Origin of the sequence: Nonomuraea sp. NPDC050540 (genome assembly GCF_044457485.1) — a bacterium.
Lineage (GTDB): Bacteria > Actinomycetota > Actinomycetes > Streptosporangiales > Streptosporangiaceae > Nonomuraea.
On sequence record NZ_JBITHA010000006.1, the window covers coordinates 1 to 18,273 of the forward strand.

Genomic DNA, 18,273 nt, shown 5'->3' on the forward strand with positions numbered 1-18,273 from the left:
ACGTCTTCCGCGGCCTCATGCGCTGGGGATTCAGCATGATCGTCATCGCACCCCTGCTCACCTGGCTGATCTTCCTCGCGCCCAGCTGGTCCTGACGCATGGTGGCCCCGCGGAGGATGTACTCTTCCGTATGGTAGAAAACGCCACCTGCCTCCGGAGACTGTGGACATGTCGGCACCACGCTCGGCCAACGGCGTGCAATCGCTGGAACGGGCTTTCGCGATACTGGAGCTGATGGCGGAAGCGGGTGGAGAGCTGCAGCTCAGCCGCCTGTCCACGCTCTCGGGCCTGCCGCTGCCGACCATCCACCGGATCATCAGGACCCTCGTGGGGTCGGGCTACGTCCGCCAGCTCCCCTCCCGCGGCTACGCGCTGGGGCCCCGGCTGATCCGGCTCGGTGAGAGCGCCTCCAGCATGTTCGCCACCTGGGCCCGGCCGGTCCTGACCGACCTCGTCGCCGCGGTCGGCGAGACGGCCAACATGGCGGTCATGGACGGCGACCGCGCCGTCTACGTCGCCCAGGTGCCCTCCACCCACTCCGTCCGCATGTTCACCGAGGTCGGCCGGCGCGTCTACCTCCACTGCACCGGGGTGGGCAAGGCCCTGCTCGCCCAGCTCCCGCCCGAGGACGCCCGCGCCCTCGTCGAACGCGCCGGCATGCCGGCCCAGACCCCCAACACCATCACCGACCCCGACCTGCTCATGGTCGAACTCGCCGAGATCAGGCAGCGCGGTTACTGCGTGGACGACGCGGAGCAGGAGCCTGGCGTCCGCTGCCTGGCCGTGCCGGTCACCGGGGCGCCGACGCTCTCGGCGATCTCGGTCTCGGGACCGGAGGGACGCATCGGGGCCGACGCCGTCGAATCCATCGCCGCCCAGCTCCAGGCGGCCGTCCCCAAACTTCTCGCCGAGATCACCTGACTCCGCGCCGATGGCGCCCTATCCGCTCCATGAACACCACAACGTACTTGGAGGTGCGGCGATGGACACGCCCGCGTATCTGAAGGCCGTCGTCGAGCAGACGAGCACGTTCGCCGACTGGGTGCACGGCGGGGACGCGGCGGCCCCGGTGCCGACCTGCCCGGAGTGGACGCTGACCGAGCTGGTCGACCACGTCGGCGGAGTGCAGCGTATGGTCACCATGCTCGTGGGCGAGCGGATGACCGAGCCGAGCAAGGCGTTCGCCGGCTACGTTCCGGGTCCGGCCGACTCAGGCCAGTGGCGCGCCTGGCTGAGCGACGGCGCGGCCGAGGCGAGCCAGGCGTTCGCATCGGTCGCCGACGACACGCCGGTGTGGGATCCCTCGGGCGCCGCCGCGGGTGTGCCGTTCTGGTCCCGCCGGCTCCTGGGCGAGGTTTGCGTGCATCGCGCGGACGCGGCCGCGGCGCTCGGCCTGCCGTACGAGCTGGCGCCGGAGTTCGCCGTCGCGGCCCTCGAGGACTGGCTGGAGACGCTGACGTCCCGCGGCTACTGGGAGAACCGGCCCGGCTTCGCCGACGCGATGCGCGGGAGCGGTCAGACCCTTCACTTCCACGCGACCGACGCGCCCGGGGAGTGGGTGGCCCGCCGGGAACCGGACAGGGTCGTGCTGGAGCGCGCGCACACCAAGGCGGACGTCGCGGTACGCGGCCCAGCCGCCGACCTCCTGCTCGTGATCAGCAGGCGCCGCCCCCTGGACGCGGCTCCCGCGCTGGAGGTGCACGGGGACCGGGCGCTGCTCGACCACTGGATCGAGCACATGGACTGGGTCGCCAACGGCTGACCCCCACCCGGACGCGACCCGTCCACCCTGCACCTGCCCCCGAGCAGGCATCCGGCCTTCCTCGTGCGGGAGCCGGGCATGAGGCCCGCGTAGCCTGGTGCCCATGGCATCGGAGCTCCAGCGACTGGTCGACAGCCTCGGCGCCCGCCTGAGCCGGTCGGTGGCGCTCGACGACGTGAGCATCCACCTGCTCGCCTACACCGCGCACACCGGCGAGGTCGACTCCGCCCGCGTCGAGTCGATCATGCGCCGGCGCGTCTCCCCCGAGCTGGTGGCCTACGTCCATGCCAGCGGCGCGCTGGCGGCCCACGACGTGTTCACCGTGCCGGCGAGGCCCGAACTCGGGCTCGACGTGGCTCGCGTCGGCATGGCCGTCCGCCACGAGCAGGCACTTCTGGGCTTTCTCTGGCTGCTGCAGTCGGACGGTCCCGTCAAGGACAAAGATCTCGCCGCCGTACGGCAGGCCGCCGAGAGCGCCGCGCTCACGCTCCACCGGGAATACCTGATCGGCGAGGTCAGCCGTGGCCGCGAACGCGAGCTGGTACGCGACCTGATCTCGGCCGACCCGCGGCTGCGCGACGACGCGGCGCAACGGCTGATCGAGGAGGAACTGATCACGGCCGGCCCGGTGCGCGCGCTGGTGGCGACGATCACGCATGACCAGGGCCGGCCGCTCGGCGAACGGGACCGGCTCGCCCTGGCGGCCGGCCTCGACCACGCACGGCGCCGCCTGCCCCCGCGCACGACCATCCCTCTGCAACGCCCCGACCACGGCATCCTGATCCTCGTCCAGCCCGTCCCCGCCAGGGCCGAGATCGACGACCTCGCCGCCGCGCTCCACCAGCGCCTGGCCGCCGAGAGCGGCCGGACCCCGCAGGAATGCTGGATCGGCATCGGCGCGGATCAGCCGGGCCTGACCGGCGCGTACCGTTCCTACACCGAGGCCAGGCAGGCCGCCGACGTGGCCCGGATCATCCGCGTCCTCGGCCCCGTCGTCCCCCACTCCGGGCTCGGCGTCTACGGGCTGCTGGCCGAACTGCCCGCCGACCGCCTCGGCCACAGCCTTCACCCCGGCCTGCGCCGGTTGCTCGACCACGACGCCGGTCACGAGGCGCTGGTCACCACGCTGGAGACGTTCCTCGACCACGCCGGCGACATCAAGCGCACCGCGGCGAGCCTGTGCATCCACCGGGCCAGCCTCTACTACAGGCTGCGCAGGATCGAGGAGATCGCCTCCGTCGACCTGTCCAGCGGGGACGACCGGCTCACCCTTCACCTGGGGCTCAAGATCGCCAGGTTGACCTCTCTGAGATGAGCGCCGTGCGAGCGTGCCCGGGTCAGGAGGTCTCGCCCTCCTTCACGCAGAGCCCCGATTCCTTGTTCGCGTGTTCCCCTTCAGGGGGCGTTCAGCGCAGGCGCCTGAGCCGGCCGGCCGCCGCGAGCACGGGGGTCGCCGCCGCGGTGACGGCGGCGCCCACCGGAGTGTCGGTGGCCAGGATCCAGCGGACCGTCCGCATGGCCAGGCCGAGGATCTCCGCGCCGCGGACCCTCATGTCCGCCTCGAACCGGCTGATCGCCACGGAGAGGGTGCTGGTCCCGGCGGAGACCTCGCACACGTGCGTGAACAGGTCGGCGGCATCGCGGATCGCGGCGCCCGCCCCCATGCCGGCCGTCGGCGGCGTGGCGTGAACGGCGTCGCCCAAGGCGGTGATACACCCGGCGGGCCAGGGAGCGAGGTCCTGTGCCCGTGTCGAGGCGGCGTTGAACCGGAACGCGGCGATGCTGTCCGCGTCGGCCTTGGCGATGACCTCCAGCGGGCCCTCGCCCCACCCGTGGCGGCGGAACCTGGCCAGCAAGGCGTCCCGCAGCTCGTCTCCGCGCAGACCGCGTACCGAGCCGGTCTCGGCGGACTCGGGAAACATCGCGCCCCAGATGTAGGCGGGGCCGGTCGTGACCGAGGCGCGCAGGTGAGGGGCATCGAGTACGGCATTGCCCACCGGGTCGAGGAAGCCGACGTACAGGGCCGCGCCGCGAGGCGCGATCACCATCCCCGACCGCGGCCCGAGCCGCTTCCGCTCCGGCGGGCTCAGGTCCCCGGCCGACGTCCTGCCGGAGAAGCCGATGATCCCGACGGGCCTGTTCGTGGGGCCTCCGGCGAGGTGCCTGGCGACCAGCGAATGGGCGCCGTCCGCGCCCACCAGCAGGTCGCACTGCCGCGTGGTCCCGTCCGCGAGGACGACCTGCGGCGTACCGTCGTCGGCGTGCCCGACGCCGGTGACGGTCTGCCCCAAATGAAGATCGTCGCCGACCGCGTCGGCCAGCAGGGTCCGCAGCGTGATGCGGTCGATGTCCACGCTCGGGCTGTCGGCCAGCCGCGGCCCGTGGCCCAGGACGCGTCCGTGCCAGTCCCAGAACGCGTCCGGGTCGCGGAGCCGGAGCGCCGATGACGAGGCCAGCAGTCGTTCGATGATCTCCGGCGGTACGAGCCGGCGCAGGGCCGCCTGGGCCCGGCCGTCGAGGGTGATGTGGTAGCCCCCTGTTGCCGTGACGTCGGTGTCACGCTCGAAGACCGCCACGTCGAACCCGTGCCGGCGTAGACCCGCGGCCAGCGCCAATCCGCCGATTCCGCCCCCGATGACGATGATGCGCATCCTTCTCCTTTGCTGCTTGTCCGAACAGGTGTCGACGGAGACAGTGCCATCGGTAGTGGACATCGAATGTCCACTACTGGTGCAGGATGGATCTCATGGCCGAAACCTCACGACGTGCGCTGCGGCTGCTGTCGCTGCTCACGACGGCTCGATGCTGGTCGCTGGGTGAGCTCGCCGCGCGGCTGGACGTCAGCGAGCGCACGGTACGCCGCGACATCGAGACCCTGCGCGAACTCGACTACCCGGTCACCACCGTCCACGGCCCGGCCGGCGGATACCGCCTGGGCGCCGGGCACGCCCTGCCGCCGTTGCTGCTCGACGACGAGCAGGCGCTCGCGATCACGGTGGCCCTGCAGACCGCGCCCAGCAGCGTCTTCGGGCTCGGCGAGGACGCCGAGCGGGCGCTGGACGCGCTGAAACGCATCATGCCGGCCAGGCTCAGAACGGCCATGGAGTCACTGAACCTGACCAGCCTGCAGAACTATTGGGAGTTCCCGGCCGACCCCATTGGCTCCGAACGGCTCAAGGCCGCCGGAATCGCGGTACGCCACCGCCACGTCCTGATCGTCGACACGGTGAGGGCCGACGGCACCCGCCCGGCCCCGGGCGAGGACGGCTTCTCCCCCGCCCGCCGGATCGAGCCCCACCACCTGGTGCTCTGGGCCGGGCGGTGGTACCTCGTCGCCTACGACCTCGCCGACGCCAGCTGGCGGGTTCGCCGCCTCGACCGCCTGCACCTGCGCTCCCCCACCGGTGTTCCCTTCCCGCCCAGAGAGCTCCCCGGCGGCGACGTCGCGCGCTTCGTCATGACCAGCCACGACCGCGGCGACACCCCCGCCACGTGGCCGTGCACCGGGACCGCCCGCCTGAACCTGCCCGCCGAAACCGTCGCACGCTGGGCGCCGGGCGGATCGGTGGTCGAACACCTCGGCCCCGATCACTGCCGCCTCACGATCGGAGCGTGGTCGTGGGCGGGTGTCGCCGGCATCCTCGCCACCTTCGACACCGATCTGGATGAGGTGACACCCGCCGAGCTGCGACAGGCCTGCCGCCGGCTCGTACGCAGATGGCGTGCCGCAGCGGCCGGCGATTGACACCCGTGCGGCCCTTACCGCGAATCCGCGCGCAGCGATGCGGGAGTCCCGAGAACTACTCCCGCCAGACATGAGCGATCGTTCATGACCCACAAGTGGTCCCGCATTGGTGCTCAGAGCGGGACACCGGCACCATGAGGGTCATGGACCGAACTCTGCGGGTCGCGGTCATCGGCGACCGCGACCCGGCCTTCCCCCCGCACCAGGCCACCGACGGCGCCCTGGCGCACGCGGCCGCGTACCTGGGCGTCGGCGTGGACGTGCGCTGGCTCGACACGCGACCGCTCGAAACCGACCTCGCCGAGGTCAGAGCAGCCGACGTGCTGTGGTGCGCGCCCGGCAGCCCGTACCGGAGTCTGCGTGGCGCCCTCGAAGCGCTCCGGTACGGCCGGCAGCACGACGTGCCCACCCTCGGCACCTGCGGCGGCTGCCAGCACATGATCATCGAGTACGCCCGCCACGAACTCGGCTACGAGGATGCCCAGCACGCCGAGTACGACCCCTACGCCTCCACGCTCTTCATCTCGTCGCTGGCCTGCTCGCTGGTGGGCAAGACCATGCCCGTCACCCTGAGCCCAGGCTCCCGGGTGGCCGGCTGCTACGGGCGGACCGAGGCCGAGGAGCGGTACTACTGCGACTTCGGCCTCGACCCCGCGCGCCAGCGGACCCTGCACGACGGCGGCTTCTCCGTCACCGGCGTGGACGCCGGCGGCGAGGCCCGCGTGCTGGAGATCCCCGGCCACCCCTACTACGTGGCGACGCTGTTCGTGCCGCAGGCCCGCTCGCGTCCTGACGCGCCGCACCCGCTGGTCGTCGGCCTGCTGCGGGCGGCACTGTGACCTTCACCCAGCTCAGGATCCTGCAGGCGGTCGCGCGTACCGGCAACATGACGCGCGCCGCCGAGGAACTGGCCATCACGCAGTCCGCGGTCAGCCACGCCCTGCGTACCCTGGAGAGCGAGCTCGGCGTCGCCCTGCTGGTGCGCGGCAACCACGGGGTGAGCCTCACGGCGACCGGTCGGGCCGTGTGCCGCCGCGCCACGCTCATCCTCACCCAGGTGGAGGCGCTGGAGCAGGAGGTCGCCGGGGTACGCGAGCGCGGCAGCCTGCGCGTCGGCACCATCCCCAGCGCCAACGTCCGCCTGCTGCCGCCGATCCTGCGCCGCTTCGAAGACGCCTGCCCGCGGGTGCGGCTCACCGTCATGGAGGGCTCGGACCACGAGGTGCTGGAATGGCTGGAAACGGGCGCGGCGGACGTCGTGACGGTCTCGGCCGGGATCCCGTTGCCCGCCGGAACGACGACGCGGACGCTGGCCACCGACCGCATGCTGGCCATCCTCCCCAGCGGCCACGACCTGGCCGTCCGCGACTCCGTGACGATGGCCGAGCTGGCCCGGCGCCCGTTCATCATGTCCACGGGCGGTTGCGAGCCCCTGATCACGAAGGTCGCCCAGGCGGCGGAGGTCAGCCTGCGCTGCCACTACCGGGTACGCGACACCAACAGCATCCTGGCCATGGTCGCCGAGGGGCTCGGCGTGAGCATCATTCCCGAGCTGTCCCTTCCCGCCCATAGTCCCGGCGTGCACGCCGTCCCGCTGGACCCGCCGGCTGGACGCACCGTCCTGCTCGCCCTGCCCGCCGACCCCCTCCCCACCGCGGGCGCCTTCGCCGAGCTGGCTGCCGTCCCCCTGGCACCTCGGCCCGTGTCGCTTGAGTCCTCGGATCGGGCTTGAGCCGGGTTCTCCTCGGCCTGTCCCGGTTCGAGAGCAGGGCCCTTTTCAGGCATCGTCCGTATGACAGGAGGAGGATTCGTCGTGTGGTTGCGGGGTTCCACGGACGAGGTGGCGGCCGGGGAGCGGGTGGAGTGGTAGCGGGATCTCGTGTCCCGGTCCGTGGTCCCTTACGACCTGGCGGTCACCGGCCCCGCGACGTTCCGCGTCCACTCGGCCATGCTCAGCCTGGGACAGGTCAGCCTTTCCCGGCACGTCGCCGCGGGCCACCAACTCTGGCGGACCATGCGGCTGATCCGCCGCGGTGATGCGGAGCACTACCTCCTGGGGCTGGTCACCCATGGCAGCTTCGTCCTCTCCCAGGGCCGTGCCGCCATCCGGCTGGAGGCCGGGGACGTGGTCCTGTGGGACACCCGTTCCGTCAGTTCCTCACCTGTCTGCACATCCACGCCGCCGAATGCGCCCCGCACGAGCTACCCGCGCTGGAGCAGACGGCGCTGGACCTCGCCTCCGGGCTGCTCGCCCAGCGCCTCAGCGCCTCCGACTTGCTACCGCCGGAAACCCGGCAGCAGGTACTGCTGCGCCGCATGGACACCTTCATCGGCCACCAGCTCACCGACCCCCGTCTGGCACCCCGATCCATCGCCGCCCACCACCACATCTCCCTGCGCACCCTCTACGCCCTGTTCGGCAGCCGGGAGGAGGGTGTCGCCGCGCTGATACGGCGCCGCCGCCTGGAACGCTGCCGCGCCGACCTGGCCCACTCCGGCCGGCCCATCCACGCGATCGCCCTGCGCTGTGGGTTCGCCAGCCCGTCCGCCTTCACCCACGCCTTCCGCCGCGCCTTCGGAATCACCCCCCGCGCCTACCGCCGCTCCCTGCCGGCGCCACCCGGTCGGACCGCGTAGAACTCCCGCCCGCCGTACCCCATCGAAACCGCGCGGCGGCCGCGGCGGGTGCCCGACCACGCCCGTGCCGTGCGAGATTTCTGTGCGATCCGTGCGCGGATCTTCCCGGCCGTGGCGGCGGTTGATATCCAGACTGAGCCCCGCCGGTCCCGCTGCCGCTCCGGCCGTGAGACCCGCGGGTGTGGTGTGCCCGAGATGACCGTGACCGGCGGCCCGCCCGGTCCAGAAAGGTGAGCAGATTGTCCGACGACTCCGTTGCAGAGCAGACAGATCCGGAGGTGTCGTCGAGTCCCTGGGCAGACGCACCGTCCGCCGGGATCAGCTCATGCCCGCACACTCCGAAGTGCCCGCCCTCTGGGTGCCTCCCGCCGAGCCTGCGGGATGGCTACGCTCCGGAAGCCGCGGGGCGCGAGGCGGCCGAGCCCGCGCGGGACAAGGGCGGTGTGGGGTTCCGTAGCGACTCGATCGTGTCGTTCGCCGAGGTGATGAACTCCTCGGCCGACGTGGTCGGCGTCATCCAGAGTGCCACCCCCAGGTTCGAGGGGTGGCAGCTCGCGCCCGTGGCCGGTGTCCCGATGATCGGGCTGATGTTCGTCAACAGGCTGAACACCATCGCCGACTCCTGGGCGGACTGCGCGGGAATCCTGCGCGAGGTGCTGAAAGAGGACGGCCACAAGCTGATGAAGGTCGCCCGGAACTATCGCGCCACCAACGAGCGGACCGTGGCCACCATCGAGCAGAGCGATCCCCGGAAGACGACCCCATGACGCCTCCCCCTCCCTCCAACCTGATCGTCCCCGGCGAGCCGTCTCCGCCCGGCCCACGCCAGGTACACGTGTACGGCCCCGACGGCAAGATCCTGCGGACCGTCTCCGTCGGGCAGCGCAGTGACCCCGGATTCTTCAAGAATCTGGTCACCCAGGTCCGCAATCACGACCAGCCGATCCGGCTCGGGCTGGCGATGTCCGGCGCCGGCGCGGCGGGAGGGGCGCTGGTCGTGGCAACGGTCCTGAACCTCGGCAATCCCTTCCTCTACCGCGACCGCCGGGAAACGTGGAAGGAACTGCACGGCACCCTCAAGGGCAGCGCCTGGGACGTGTGGATCACCTACTTCAGCGAGATCTCCGGCAACTGGACGGGCCACGCGGTCGAGACGTTCCAGCAGTACCTCAGGTTCAAGCTGATCGGCATGTTCGACCAGCTCGGCAGCCTCGCCAAGGACATGACCGAAGCCATGAACAGCCAATACAAGGAGGTGCACGAGTACGACGCGTCGGTCGGCGCGCTGTGGGCCACCTCCGCGCCGGTCTTCAAGGCGCTGATGGCCATGAGCGGCCATCCGGTCGGCAGGGTCGCCCTGATGACGCAGACCGGCCTCTTCCTCACCGCGGCCGGCACCCTGCTCAAGCAGTTCGCCGACGTCTACAACACACACGAGAGCACCCTCATGGATCTCGAACTCAAGCTCCACGAAGTACGCGGCATCTTCTACAACGCGGGCCGGCCCGGCATGGGAGCCCGGGACCTCAGCGTGCACCCGGACATCGAGGACCCCCGGCACTGGCGGCCCGCCTCCGAGGCGGAGCCGAAATGACCCACGGCAACGCCTTCCAGGAAGGCAGAGACGGCGACCTCGCCGGGCTCATCCGCGACTTCGAAGGATGGGTCGACGCGTTCGCCGGCGCGCTCCGCGAACTCGCCGAAGAGCGACTGACCGGCGTCGACGACACCGGCCTGGTGGCGGCCACGGTCTCGGGCACGGGACGCCTGCTCCGCGTGACCATCGACCCCAGGGCGATGCGCGACCTCGGCCACGCCGACCTGGGCCCGGCCGTTCTCCAGGCCATCCTCGCCGCCCGCGCGGCGATGGGAGAGGGACTGGAGAAGGCGATGACCGCCCTGTCCGGTGGCCGGTCATCGGCCGGACAGGACGTGCTGCAACCGTACTTCGACGCCGTGCTGCGCCAGGAGTGAACATGGACGAGATGTGGGAACCACGGACGTCCGCCGAGCAGCTCGCGGCCGCCTCCGCGAAGATCAACCCCATCGTCGAGAGCTGGAGCGCGCGGACCTTCACCGCCACCTCCGCGGACGGAGGCGTCGTGGCGACGGTGGACGCGGTGGGATCGCTGCTGTCGCTCGACATCAGCGCGCTGAGCAGGCGCAGGCACGACGGCGTCACCCTGGCGGACGCGGTGGTCGCGGCCGTACACGCGGCCGAAGAGATGGCAGCCCAGGCCAAGGCCGCGATGTCGGCCGAACTCGACGCGGCGGCCGGACACCACCTCGGCAGCCTGCGCGGCGATGCCCAACGCGACTTCGAGGCCCGCGCGCACGGCCGGACACCCTGAGCGTCCCACCGGTTCACCGGGCCGGGCAGAACTCGGCTTCGACGGTGGTGGTGAGGCCGGCGCCCACCCTCCGGTACGCCCTGATCTGGCGCACCGCCGCCGGCAATGCCGCCATCCATGCCCTCGGCCGGGTCGTCCTCTACCGGCGGGGCCCTCTAGTGGTCCTCGGCCCGGATCGACGCGCGGAAGTCCGCGAAGTCGCCGCCCTGGCCGCCGGCCGCGGGCATGGCGTCCAGCAACGCCTGAGTGCGCGCCTTGATGAGGTCGATCCCCGCGCGGTCGGTGTGCACGTAGGGCCGGTCCTCGCGGATGGCCTCCACCACGAGCTCGCCGACATGGCCGGGGGCCGCGCCGTACCTGGCGAGGGTGGCCTCGACCTTCGGCGCGAGTCGTTCCACCCGGTCCCGGGCCGTGGACAGGCCCCCGGCCGGGCCGGCGAACGCCTTGCGCGTGCTCTCCGCGATTCCGGTGGCGACGGCGCCGGGGCACAACACCGTCACCCCGACGGGGCTCTTGGCGGCCCGCAGCTGGTTGCCGAGTGACTCCGACAGTCCCACGACCGCGTACTTGGAGGTGGAGTACATGTAGCCGACGGCGGCGACCAGTCCGGTGCCACGTTCTTCAACTACTTCCCCGACAAGGAGGCCGTGCTCTTCGACGACACCACCGCCCACCACGATCTCCTCCGGGAGGTCCTCACCGACCCGTCCCACGCGGCCACGCCCCGGCAGGCCCTGCTTCAGGCCGTGGACCGCATGCTCGCCGCGCCGGTCTGGAGCCTGGAACCGGACAGCGAACTCGTCCCGGTGCGAGCCCGCCTGATCTCCACCGAACCGGCTCCGCGGGCCCGGGCGCTGCTCCGCGTCGCCGACGTACACGCGATCTGGGCCCGCACCCTCCATGAGGCGTTTTCCGGGCAACTCGACCAGGTGGAGGCCGCCGCGCTGGCCGGTGCCGCGATCGGCGCGGTCCTCGGCGCCGCCGCCATTCACCTGAACAGTGGCGCCGGGCACGGTTCCCTTCCCGAGACCGCCCGCAAGGCGGCTCGCTCCGTCCTGGCTCCCGGCGCCGTGCGTTAGGGTCACCGAGATCATGAAGCTTCCCACCCATCTCCCCAAGGACCTGTTCGATGCCTTCCGCGCCGTCGGCCTGGTCTGGCCCGGCCTCCGGCTGGACCTCCTTGACGGGGTGGTCGCCGAGCTGGGCGCGGACCCCGCGGCCGAGTCGCTGAGCGACCAGGTCCGGGTGATGCGGAAGGCGCAGCGCGTGTTCTTCGAGCACCTGCGCGACCTCGCCGACGAGCACGGCGGCGACGGCACACGCACCTCCTGCTGGACGGCCGCACCGGCCTGGTCTATGACGTCGACGAGGGGCTGGAGGAGGCTCGGCCGGCCCACCGGGGCATCGAGTCGTACGCGTACTTCGCCTATGTGATCGACCGGGAGCGCAGGTTGTGGTGTTACGAGGGCGCGCCGTCCGACGCCGCGTACTGGTGCGCCGAGGACCTCGCGCTGGAACTGCACACCTACGAGCCACAGGCCATGGCGGGCGACGACCGGCTCTGGCCGGCGACCCTGCTCGACTACACCCTGCTGACGTAGTCACCGATGCGGGGCCGGTGTCTTCCCGGCCGTGTTCGGCGTCCACCGGGCGAGGACGCGGCGGGCAGCCTCAAGCTGCCGGTCCTTGACGGCCGCTCCACGCGCCGAACGCGCGGGTGACCCGCTCGTCGCGCTGGGAGGCCTCGAAGGTGGCGAAGATGGTCTTGTTGAAGAAGGCCGCGTCGGCTTTCGCGGCTCCGGCACCGAGGTGATCGCGGGCCTGGCCGAGGCACTTCTTGGCGGCCTCACGCACGTACGGCGGCGATGCGGCGGGGCGCTCTCGCTGTCGGCGGGGACGGGCAGCGCCCGCCAGGCCAGGCCCCGGCTCTTCATGCAGTCACGGACGAGAAGATCCTCGGCGACGTCCAGCGTCATGAGCTCGGCAGGGCTGAAGTTGTAGGCGTCGAAGGGCAACGTGAGCCGCCGCGCCTGCGCGCCGGGTTCGGGGATAGTGATCTTCGCCGGTGGGTCCGAGCACGCCGAGGCCGTACCGGCGAGGAGCAGGACGAGGGCCGCGCGCCATCGCCGGAACGACATGGCTCATCTCCTACGTTCGGGTGGGCATTCGTGGTCCCGCGGGAGTCACAGCAGGAGCGAGGTGGTCTTGTTGTCGAAACCGTTGTTCGTCAGGTCCTTGTCCTGACTGTTGGCCCGAGCGCTGTAGCCGTGCGTTCCGGCGCAGTTCGCGCGGTCATAAAACCACACGGACCGGTCGTTGGTGTTCTTCTGCGAACTCGCCCAGTTGTTATATGCGCTCGGGAGATTCCCGCGGATACCCGCCGTGAGGGTGATCTGCAGGTAATAGCGACCGGTGAAGTTGTCGTGCTCATACAGACACAGCCGGTTGTTGGTGCATGCGGACTGGGCGGACACGCGGGAAGTGTCGACGACTTCGACGAGCGCTTCCTCCACGGCCTGAGCGGTCGGCTTGTCGGCAGCTTGGGCGGCAGGACCGAATCCCGCGAACCCCGCGAGGCCGAGCGAGAGAGCGCCGGCAACAATTGCGGCTTTGCGTTTCACGCGCATTCCCTTCCTTGCTTGCGGACGCTTCACAAAGCAATTCGCGCCCGGGAATCACCGGAAGATCGTTGCACGGAATCCTCGAATTCCCCGCACACCGGTCAAGCCCCTTGGCCGCCGCGACGCTGGCCTGTGGCCCGAGAATCTGGGCCATGAACTCCGATGAAGGGAACCGATCGCCATGTCTGATCATCAAACAGCCATGGGCAAATCGACATGGTTTCCGCTGCCGTTCGCCTTCGCCGTGGTGGTCATCAACGTCCTCGCCGTCCGCGAGGTGATGGATCGCCTTCCCGGCGCTCCCATCGACGCGAACGAGCACGTGGTGCCGCGGGCGATCGCCGCGTACCTCCCGTTCGCCCAGGGGCGTGTCGCTCTGCTCGCGGGCGTCTTCGTCGTGGCCGCGCTCCTGTTCGCCCTGGTCGAGCTGGGTTTGGGCGGCCGCCCTGCCGGGCTCGCGCTCGGGGCGGGCTTCCTGTGCGCCACCTACCTGGTCGCGATGATGGCCGTGTTCGCCCTGAATCCGGTGACCGGCTACGACGAGGAGTTCCCCGAGCCGTCGGGCGGATACTCCACGATGCCCTTCGACATGGGCGCGCTCTCGCCGCCTTGGTACCGGCCGCTGCTCGGCGGCGTCCTCCTCGCCGCGGCGATCGCCCAGATTGTCGCGGTACGCGGCCTCCTGCGCCGGCAGGCGCACGTTCCATCCGCTTCCCGGGGCACGTGGCTCCTGCTGCTGCCGTCGGCGTTCGTCCTGGCCTTCGCGGCGGCCAACTTCGCCTCCGACCGGATCGCCCGCGCCACCGCTCCGCCCGGATCCTTCTGGGAGGCCGACTACGCGCTGCGCCTCATGGTGCAGGTGACGGCGGTCGCCGCCGTACCCGCCGCCGGGCTCGCCGCCCACGGGATCCTCGTGTACAGGAACGGCGTTCGCCCGCGCTCCATGCTGGTCGTCGGCGTCCTCACCGCCGCCTTTGTGTTCACGCTGCCGCTCGTGGCGCTGGGCAACCTGCAGATGTACTCGAACGAGCAGTCGGGCTTCACCGAGCACCTGCCCGGCTGGAGGGAGGCGGTCACCGGCGGCATCCTCGGCGCCGCCGCCCTGGTTCAGCTCGCCGCCTTCCCCCTGCTGGCCCGGCGTGAGCGATCAAGCCGCTAGTCAGGCGAGCGGCAGGCGCCCGACGCCGGTCATGATCGACGTGTCCAGGAACTCCACGCCCTGGTCCGTGTCGACGCGCAGGTCATCGTAGCGATCGAACAGGAGGTTCAGCACGATCCTCCCCTCAAGCCGGGCCAGTGGCGCCCCCACGCAGAAGTGGCTGCCACGTCCGAAGGCCACGTGCGGGTTGGCGGCACGGCCCCCGAGGCCAGGACGTCGGCGGGAAACTGGCAGGAGATGGCCTTGCGCGCGTCGCTGACGTCCTTGTAGGAGGACGGGTTGTTGTTCAGGAACAGCATGTCCGCCCAGCGCTTGAACAGTTCGCGGTCGCTCGCGGGCACGCCGAGGAGTTCGGCGATGACGACGACCGGCAGCGGATAGGCCAGATCGGCCACGAGTTCCAGCCGGCCGCGTTCGCGGGCCGCGTCGAGCGGTTCGCCGGCGAGCGCGGCGATTCTGGGTTCGAGGTCGGCGATGATCTTGCGGGTGAACGCACTGCCGGCGAGCTTGCGCAGCTTGCCGTGCCCGGGTGGGTCCATGTGGGTGATGAAGCCGTCCAGGTGGACCGTCCCCTCGGAGGTGAGCTCCTCGGGGATAAGCCGAATGGTGTCGGAGGAGAACGCCACCGGGTCACCGAAGATGTCCAACGCCTCCTGGTAGCCGTGGACGTTCCACGACTCGGTCGCGGGGTCGTACTCGACCGGCGGTTGGGTGATCGGGCCGTGGAGCCAGAAGAGGTGGTGCGGGATGTCGTACTTCTTGGCAAATTCGACCATGGTCAACCTCACCGTCCGAAGTCTCGGCGGCGCAGGGTGAGCAGCCCGCCGTACAGCAGAATCGCCGTGATGATGAGCAGGGCGGCTTGGGGACCCACGTTGAACGGCTGCCCGCCGAAGGGGTTGGGGATGTAGTGGAACGGCTCCAGCGGGCTGCCGCCCCATAGCCCGTACAGGGGCCCGACGACCTGGCCGGACGCGGCGGTGAGGATCCAGGCGATCCAGCAGATCGCGGTGCCCGCCCGGGGAAGCAGGCCGTAGGCGAGCACGCAGACCGCCCCGACGCACCACGCCGCCGGCACCATGCTCAGCGAGCCCGTCAGGAACCTGGGCAGGTCGGTGGACAGATCGCCCACGAGCACGGAGAAGAGCGTGCCGAAGACGAGGCCGGCCACCGCCATCAGCGCCGCGGTGCCGAATCCGGCCACGACCAGGTGCCCGCCCGCCCATCGCAGCCGGGTCAGCGGCGTGGCCTGGACGGCTTCCGCCCGCCCCGACGTCTCCTCCTCACGCAGCCGCAGGGTCATGAGCACCGGGTACAGCGCGACGACGTAGGCCAGGATGAGGATCAGGTACCAGGAGTAGCCGCCGATGGCCGCGGCCGGCATGCCGAGCATCGTGATGATGCCGTCGGTGACGACGCTCGGCCGCGCGAGCAGGTCCCGGACGAAGGGGCTCAGCCCCGCGCCGGCGGCGGCGAAGAAGGCGACCCCGGCCGCCCACGCCACGAGCAGCGAACGGTGCAGCCGCCAGGCGATGCTGATCGGCCCGCGCAGGCGTGTGGTACCGGCGGGCCCGAGGCGTTCGGGCAGGATGCCGGCGCCCAGGTCGCGCCGGTCGCGCAGCCGGTAGGCGACCGCCAGGAGCGCGATGCCGGCCAGGATCGACAGGCCGAGCATCCACCACCTTTCGTCCTGGTACGGCCGCACCAGGTGGCTCCACCCGATCGGTGACAGGCTGATCAGGTAGTGCTGTCCTGTGGCGTCGCCCGCGTAGCGCATCACGTACGACACGGCCAGGACGGACAGGCCGATCATGGTGGCGGTCCGGGCGTTGCGCGCGAGCTGCGCGGCGACGGCGGCGATGCCGCCGAACACCCAGCCGGCCGCCGCGACGGCGGCCGCGTAGGCGAGCGAGCCGACCGGCTCGAACCCGATCCCGATGAGCACGACGGCGACGGCGAGCCCGCAGGCCGCGCTGACACCCGCCGCCACCAGGATGGCGGCGGTCAGCGGGGCGCGGCGGCCGACCGCGGCCGAGCCGACCAGTTCTGCGCGCCCGCCGTCCTCTTCCCCGCGGGTGTGCCGGATGACGGACATGACGGCGGCGAACGCGCTGAACACATACAGGAATCCGCCGCTGCGCCAGGTGGCGAGCACTTCCAGCCGGGGTTCGACGGTGCCGCCGCCGAGCGCGTACAGGAAGGCGTTGCGGCTGATGGTCTCGGTGTATTCGACCTTGAGCGCGTGGGTGCCCATGCGGGTGGTGATGTAGTTGACCATGATCAGGGCCAGGGCCACGATGAGCAGCACCCACCAGGGGGCGATGGCCCGTTCGCGGCGCAGCGCCAGGCGGATGAGCCGGCCGGTGCCGGTCAGCGCGCTCACCTGTGGGCTCCGGTCCTGTCGTAGTGCCGCAGGAACAGTTCCTCCAGTGTGGGCGGCCGGCTGACCAGGCCGCGCACGCCCGCCCGGGTGAGGTGGCGCAGCGCGGTGTCCAGCGCGGGCGCGTCGACCTCGAAGGCGACGTGGGCGCCGTCGACGCGCAGGTTGTGCACGCCGGGCAGGACGGCGAGCCCGTCCGGCGGCCCGGCCAGCTCGGCCTGGATGCTGGTGCGGGTCAGGTGCCGCAGGCCGGCCAGCGTGCCGGTGTCGACCGTGCGACCGTCGCGGATGATGGTCACGCGGTCGCACAGGGTCTCGACCTCGCTCAGGATGTGGCTCGACAGCAGCACGGTGCGGTCGCCACGGGCCTTCTCCTCCCGTACGGCTTCGCGGAAGACCTCCTCCATGAGCGGGTCCAGACCGGAGGTGGGTTCGTCGAGGATGAGCAGCTGGGCGTCACCGGCCAGCGCGGCGACGAGGGCGACCTTCTGCCGGTTGCCTTTGGAGTAGGCGCGGCACTTCTTGCGCGGGTCGAGGTCGAAGCGTTCGATCAGCTCACCGCGGCGCTTGGGGTCGAGGCCGCCGCGCAGCTCGCCGAGCAGGTCGATGACCTCGCCGCCGGACAGGTGGGGCCAGAGCGTGACGTCACCGGGCACGTACGCCAGCCGGCGGTGCAGCGTCGTCGCCTCGGTCCAGGGGTCGCCGCCCAGGAGCCCGATGTGACCGGCGTCCGCCCGGACCAGCCCCAGCAGGATCCGGATCGTGGTGCTCTTGCCCGCGCCGTTCGGCCCGAGGAAGCCGTGCACCTCGCCGGCGCGGACGACGAGGTCGAGGCCGTCCAGCGCCCGGGTGGAGCCGAACGTCTTGACCAGCCCGGCCACCATGACGGCGTCAGTCATCGTCTTCCTCCTCATCGTCGTGGGATCGGAGTGCGGCCACGCGCTCACGCGGGGGCGGGTTGCCGCGATGCCGGTCGAGGGCGTCGACGGCGGCGGCGGCCTGCTCCGGGGTGAGCATGGGGTGCGAGCGGATGTCGAGCAGGGCGCGGGCGAGCAGGTCGTCGCCTTCGGGGCTGAAGATGTCGATGCCGATGTTGCGCGACAACTGCCGGTGCAGAATCGGTACGGCCAGCGCCATCGCCACCCCGAGCGCCGCGCGGACCCGGCGGTCGGCGAGCGGCGGGTCGAGGCGGTCACGTTCGGATTCGGCCAGCCATTGCTCGCCCATCTCGACCATGCCGTCGAAGACGGGGGCCGCCCGGCCCTCGGTCAGGGCGCGTGCCAGGTACGGCTGGTAGGGCCCCAGGACCGCGCGGCCGAGCGCGACGTAGTTGACGTCGGCGGCGCTCATGTCAGCGGCTCTGACCTGGTCGTTGAGCCTGCGGAGCATCTTGGCGAGGTAGGCGTCGCACTCCTCGCGCAGTGCCTGTTTGGAGCCGAAGTGGTGGCGGACCAGCCCTGCTGACACGCCTGCGGTGCCGGCGATCTCCTTGAGGGTGGTGCGCTCGAACCCGTGCTCGCCGAAGTGCCGCAGGGCCGCGTCCCTGATTCTGGCGCGGGCGGTCAGGTCTTCCGAGCCGGGTGCGGGTGTGGCCATGTCCACTGATCCCCTATTCCGC

Annotated in this window: 23 protein-coding genes and 1 pseudogene; 16 read left to right on the top strand and 8 right to left on the bottom strand. The window is 71.2% G+C overall.

The window, feature by feature from the left end:
• Positions 1 to 168: 168 nt before the first annotated feature.
• From ACIBI5_RS21105 to ACIBI5_RS21115, 3 genes are all read left to right on the top strand, one after another.
• On the top strand, positions 169 to 921 hold the full coding sequence (locus ACIBI5_RS21105; protein WP_397249156.1) for an IclR family transcriptional regulator: 753 nt from the start codon (positions 169 to 171) through the stop codon (positions 919 to 921).
• Positions 922 to 982: 61 nt separating this feature from the next.
• Positions 983 to 1,762 carry a maleylpyruvate isomerase family mycothiol-dependent enzyme gene (locus ACIBI5_RS21110; RefSeq protein ID WP_397249158.1) on the top strand — a complete coding sequence of 260 codons (780 nt, stop codon included), beginning with the start codon at positions 983 to 985 and terminating at the stop codon, positions 1,760 to 1,762.
• A 103-nt stretch (positions 1,763 to 1,865) separates the two neighbouring features.
• A complete protein-coding gene (locus ACIBI5_RS21115; RefSeq protein ID WP_397249160.1) occupies positions 1,866 to 3,077 on the top strand; it encodes a PucR family transcriptional regulator in 1,212 nt (403 codons plus the stop codon).
• 91 nt (positions 3,078 to 3,168) lie between these two features.
• Here the strand turns inward: ACIBI5_RS21115 and ACIBI5_RS21120 are convergent, their stop codons facing one another.
• On the bottom strand, positions 3,169 to 4,413 hold the full coding sequence (locus ACIBI5_RS21120) for an FAD-dependent oxidoreductase (RefSeq protein WP_397249162.1): 1,245 nt from the start codon (positions 4,411 to 4,413) through the stop codon (positions 3,169 to 3,171).
• A gap of 95 nt (positions 4,414 to 4,508) precedes the next feature.
• On the opposite strand from ACIBI5_RS21120, the gene ACIBI5_RS21125 reads away from it, so the two are divergent.
• The 9 genes and pseudogenes from ACIBI5_RS21125 (at position 4,509) to ACIBI5_RS21165 (ending at position 10,495) form a co-directional block, all read left to right on the top strand.
• The gene (locus tag ACIBI5_RS21125) at positions 4,509 to 5,507 is read left to right on the top strand and encodes a helix-turn-helix transcriptional regulator (RefSeq protein WP_397249164.1); all 999 of its coding nucleotides are present in this window, start codon (positions 4,509 to 4,511) and stop codon (positions 5,505 to 5,507) included.
• A 143-nt stretch (positions 5,508 to 5,650) separates the two neighbouring features.
• Positions 5,651 to 6,346 (top strand): hypothetical protein, encoded by a 696-nt coding sequence (locus ACIBI5_RS21130; RefSeq protein WP_397249166.1) that lies wholly within the window; start codon positions 5,651 to 5,653, stop codon positions 6,344 to 6,346.
• On the top strand, positions 6,343 to 7,239 hold the full coding sequence (locus tag ACIBI5_RS21135) for a LysR family transcriptional regulator (protein ID WP_397249168.1): 897 nt from the start codon (positions 6,343 to 6,345) through the stop codon (positions 7,237 to 7,239). The genes ACIBI5_RS21130 and ACIBI5_RS21135 overlap by 4 nt, the downstream gene beginning before the upstream one ends.
• Before the next feature lie 159 nt (positions 7,240 to 7,398).
• Positions 7,399 to 7,590 (top strand): annotated as a pseudogene (locus ACIBI5_RS21140) (hypothetical protein); the annotation flags it as partial.
• A gap of 50 nt (positions 7,591 to 7,640) precedes the next feature.
• Positions 7,641 to 8,144, top strand: coding sequence for a helix-turn-helix transcriptional regulator (locus ACIBI5_RS21145; protein WP_397249170.1), 504 nt, complete (start codon positions 7,641 to 7,643; stop codon positions 8,142 to 8,144).
• A gap of 443 nt (positions 8,145 to 8,587) precedes the next feature.
• Positions 8,588 to 8,911 (top strand): hypothetical protein, encoded by a 324-nt coding sequence (locus ACIBI5_RS21150; protein WP_397249172.1) that lies wholly within the window; start codon positions 8,588 to 8,590, stop codon positions 8,909 to 8,911.
• The gene (locus ACIBI5_RS21155) at positions 8,908 to 9,738 is read left to right on the top strand and encodes a hypothetical protein (RefSeq protein WP_397249174.1); all 831 of its coding nucleotides are present in this window, start codon (positions 8,908 to 8,910) and stop codon (positions 9,736 to 9,738) included. Before ACIBI5_RS21150 ends, ACIBI5_RS21155 begins: the two co-directional genes overlap by 4 nt.
• On the top strand, positions 9,735 to 10,118 hold the full coding sequence (locus tag ACIBI5_RS21160) for a YbaB/EbfC family nucleoid-associated protein (RefSeq protein WP_397249176.1): 384 nt from the start codon (positions 9,735 to 9,737) through the stop codon (positions 10,116 to 10,118). Before ACIBI5_RS21155 ends, ACIBI5_RS21160 begins: the two co-directional genes overlap by 4 nt.
• A gap of 2 nt (positions 10,119 to 10,120) precedes the next feature.
• On the top strand, positions 10,121 to 10,495 hold the full coding sequence (locus ACIBI5_RS21165) for a YbaB/EbfC family nucleoid-associated protein (protein WP_397249178.1): 375 nt from the start codon (positions 10,121 to 10,123) through the stop codon (positions 10,493 to 10,495).
• 155 nt (positions 10,496 to 10,650) lie between these two features.
• Here ACIBI5_RS21165 and ACIBI5_RS21170 read toward each other — a convergent pair whose 3' ends face one another.
• Complete coding sequence (locus ACIBI5_RS21170) at positions 10,651 to 11,169, bottom strand: SDR family NAD(P)-dependent oxidoreductase (RefSeq protein WP_397249180.1); 519 nt, start codon at positions 11,167 to 11,169, stop codon at positions 10,651 to 10,653.
• Between ACIBI5_RS21170 and ACIBI5_RS21175 the strand changes: the two genes are divergently transcribed.
• The 3 genes from ACIBI5_RS21175 to ACIBI5_RS21185 are packed head-to-tail and all read left to right on the top strand — an operon-like array spanning position 11,143 to position 12,096.
• The gene (locus ACIBI5_RS21175) at positions 11,143 to 11,574 is read left to right on the top strand and encodes a hypothetical protein (RefSeq protein WP_397249182.1); all 432 of its coding nucleotides are present in this window, start codon (positions 11,143 to 11,145) and stop codon (positions 11,572 to 11,574) included. The two genes, ACIBI5_RS21170 and ACIBI5_RS21175, sit on opposite strands and share 27 nt — an antisense overlap.
• Before the next feature lie 13 nt (positions 11,575 to 11,587).
• Complete coding sequence (locus tag ACIBI5_RS21180; RefSeq protein ID WP_397249184.1) at positions 11,588 to 11,929, top strand: hypothetical protein; 342 nt, start codon at positions 11,588 to 11,590, stop codon at positions 11,927 to 11,929.
• Positions 11,869 to 12,096, top strand: coding sequence for a hypothetical protein (locus tag ACIBI5_RS21185; protein WP_397250302.1), 228 nt, complete (start codon positions 11,869 to 11,871; stop codon positions 12,094 to 12,096). The genes ACIBI5_RS21180 and ACIBI5_RS21185 overlap by 61 nt, the downstream gene beginning before the upstream one ends.
• A gap of 70 nt (positions 12,097 to 12,166) precedes the next feature.
• Here ACIBI5_RS21185 and ACIBI5_RS21190 read toward each other — a convergent pair whose 3' ends face one another.
• Positions 12,167 to 12,349, bottom strand: coding sequence for a hypothetical protein (locus ACIBI5_RS21190; RefSeq protein ID WP_397249186.1), 183 nt, complete (start codon positions 12,347 to 12,349; stop codon positions 12,167 to 12,169).
• 329 nt (positions 12,350 to 12,678) lie between these two features.
• Positions 12,679 to 13,116 carry a peptidase inhibitor family I36 protein gene (locus tag ACIBI5_RS21195; protein ID WP_397249188.1) on the bottom strand — a complete coding sequence of 146 codons (438 nt, stop codon included), beginning with the start codon at positions 13,114 to 13,116 and terminating at the stop codon, positions 12,679 to 12,681.
• Between the two features lie 202 nt (positions 13,117 to 13,318).
• Here ACIBI5_RS21195 and ACIBI5_RS21200 point away from each other — a divergent pair, with 202 nt between their 5' ends.
• Positions 13,319 to 14,275, top strand: a complete 957-nt coding sequence (locus tag ACIBI5_RS21200) for a hypothetical protein (protein ID WP_397249190.1) — start codon at positions 13,319 to 13,321, stop codon at positions 14,273 to 14,275.
• Positions 14,276 to 14,382: 107 nt separating this feature from the next.
• Here ACIBI5_RS21200 and ACIBI5_RS21205 read toward each other — a convergent pair whose 3' ends face one another.
• The 4 genes from ACIBI5_RS21205 to ACIBI5_RS21220 are packed head-to-tail and all read right to left on the bottom strand — an operon-like array spanning position 14,383 to position 18,251.
• Positions 14,383 to 15,051, bottom strand: a complete 669-nt coding sequence (locus ACIBI5_RS21205) for a hypothetical protein (RefSeq protein ID WP_397249192.1) — start codon at positions 15,049 to 15,051, stop codon at positions 14,383 to 14,385.
• 8 nt (positions 15,052 to 15,059) lie between these two features.
• Positions 15,060 to 16,658, bottom strand: coding sequence for an ABC transporter permease (locus ACIBI5_RS21210; protein ID WP_397249194.1), 1,599 nt, complete (start codon positions 16,656 to 16,658; stop codon positions 15,060 to 15,062).
• On the bottom strand, positions 16,655 to 17,554 hold the full coding sequence (locus tag ACIBI5_RS21215) for an ATP-binding cassette domain-containing protein (protein WP_397249196.1): 900 nt from the start codon (positions 17,552 to 17,554) through the stop codon (positions 16,655 to 16,657). The genes ACIBI5_RS21210 and ACIBI5_RS21215 overlap by 4 nt, the downstream gene beginning before the upstream one ends.
• Entirely contained in the window at positions 17,547 to 18,251 is a 705-nt protein-coding gene (locus tag ACIBI5_RS21220; RefSeq protein WP_397249198.1) for a TetR/AcrR family transcriptional regulator, read from the bottom strand. Before ACIBI5_RS21220 ends, ACIBI5_RS21215 begins: the two co-directional genes overlap by 8 nt.
• Positions 18,252 to 18,273 lie beyond the last annotated feature (22 nt).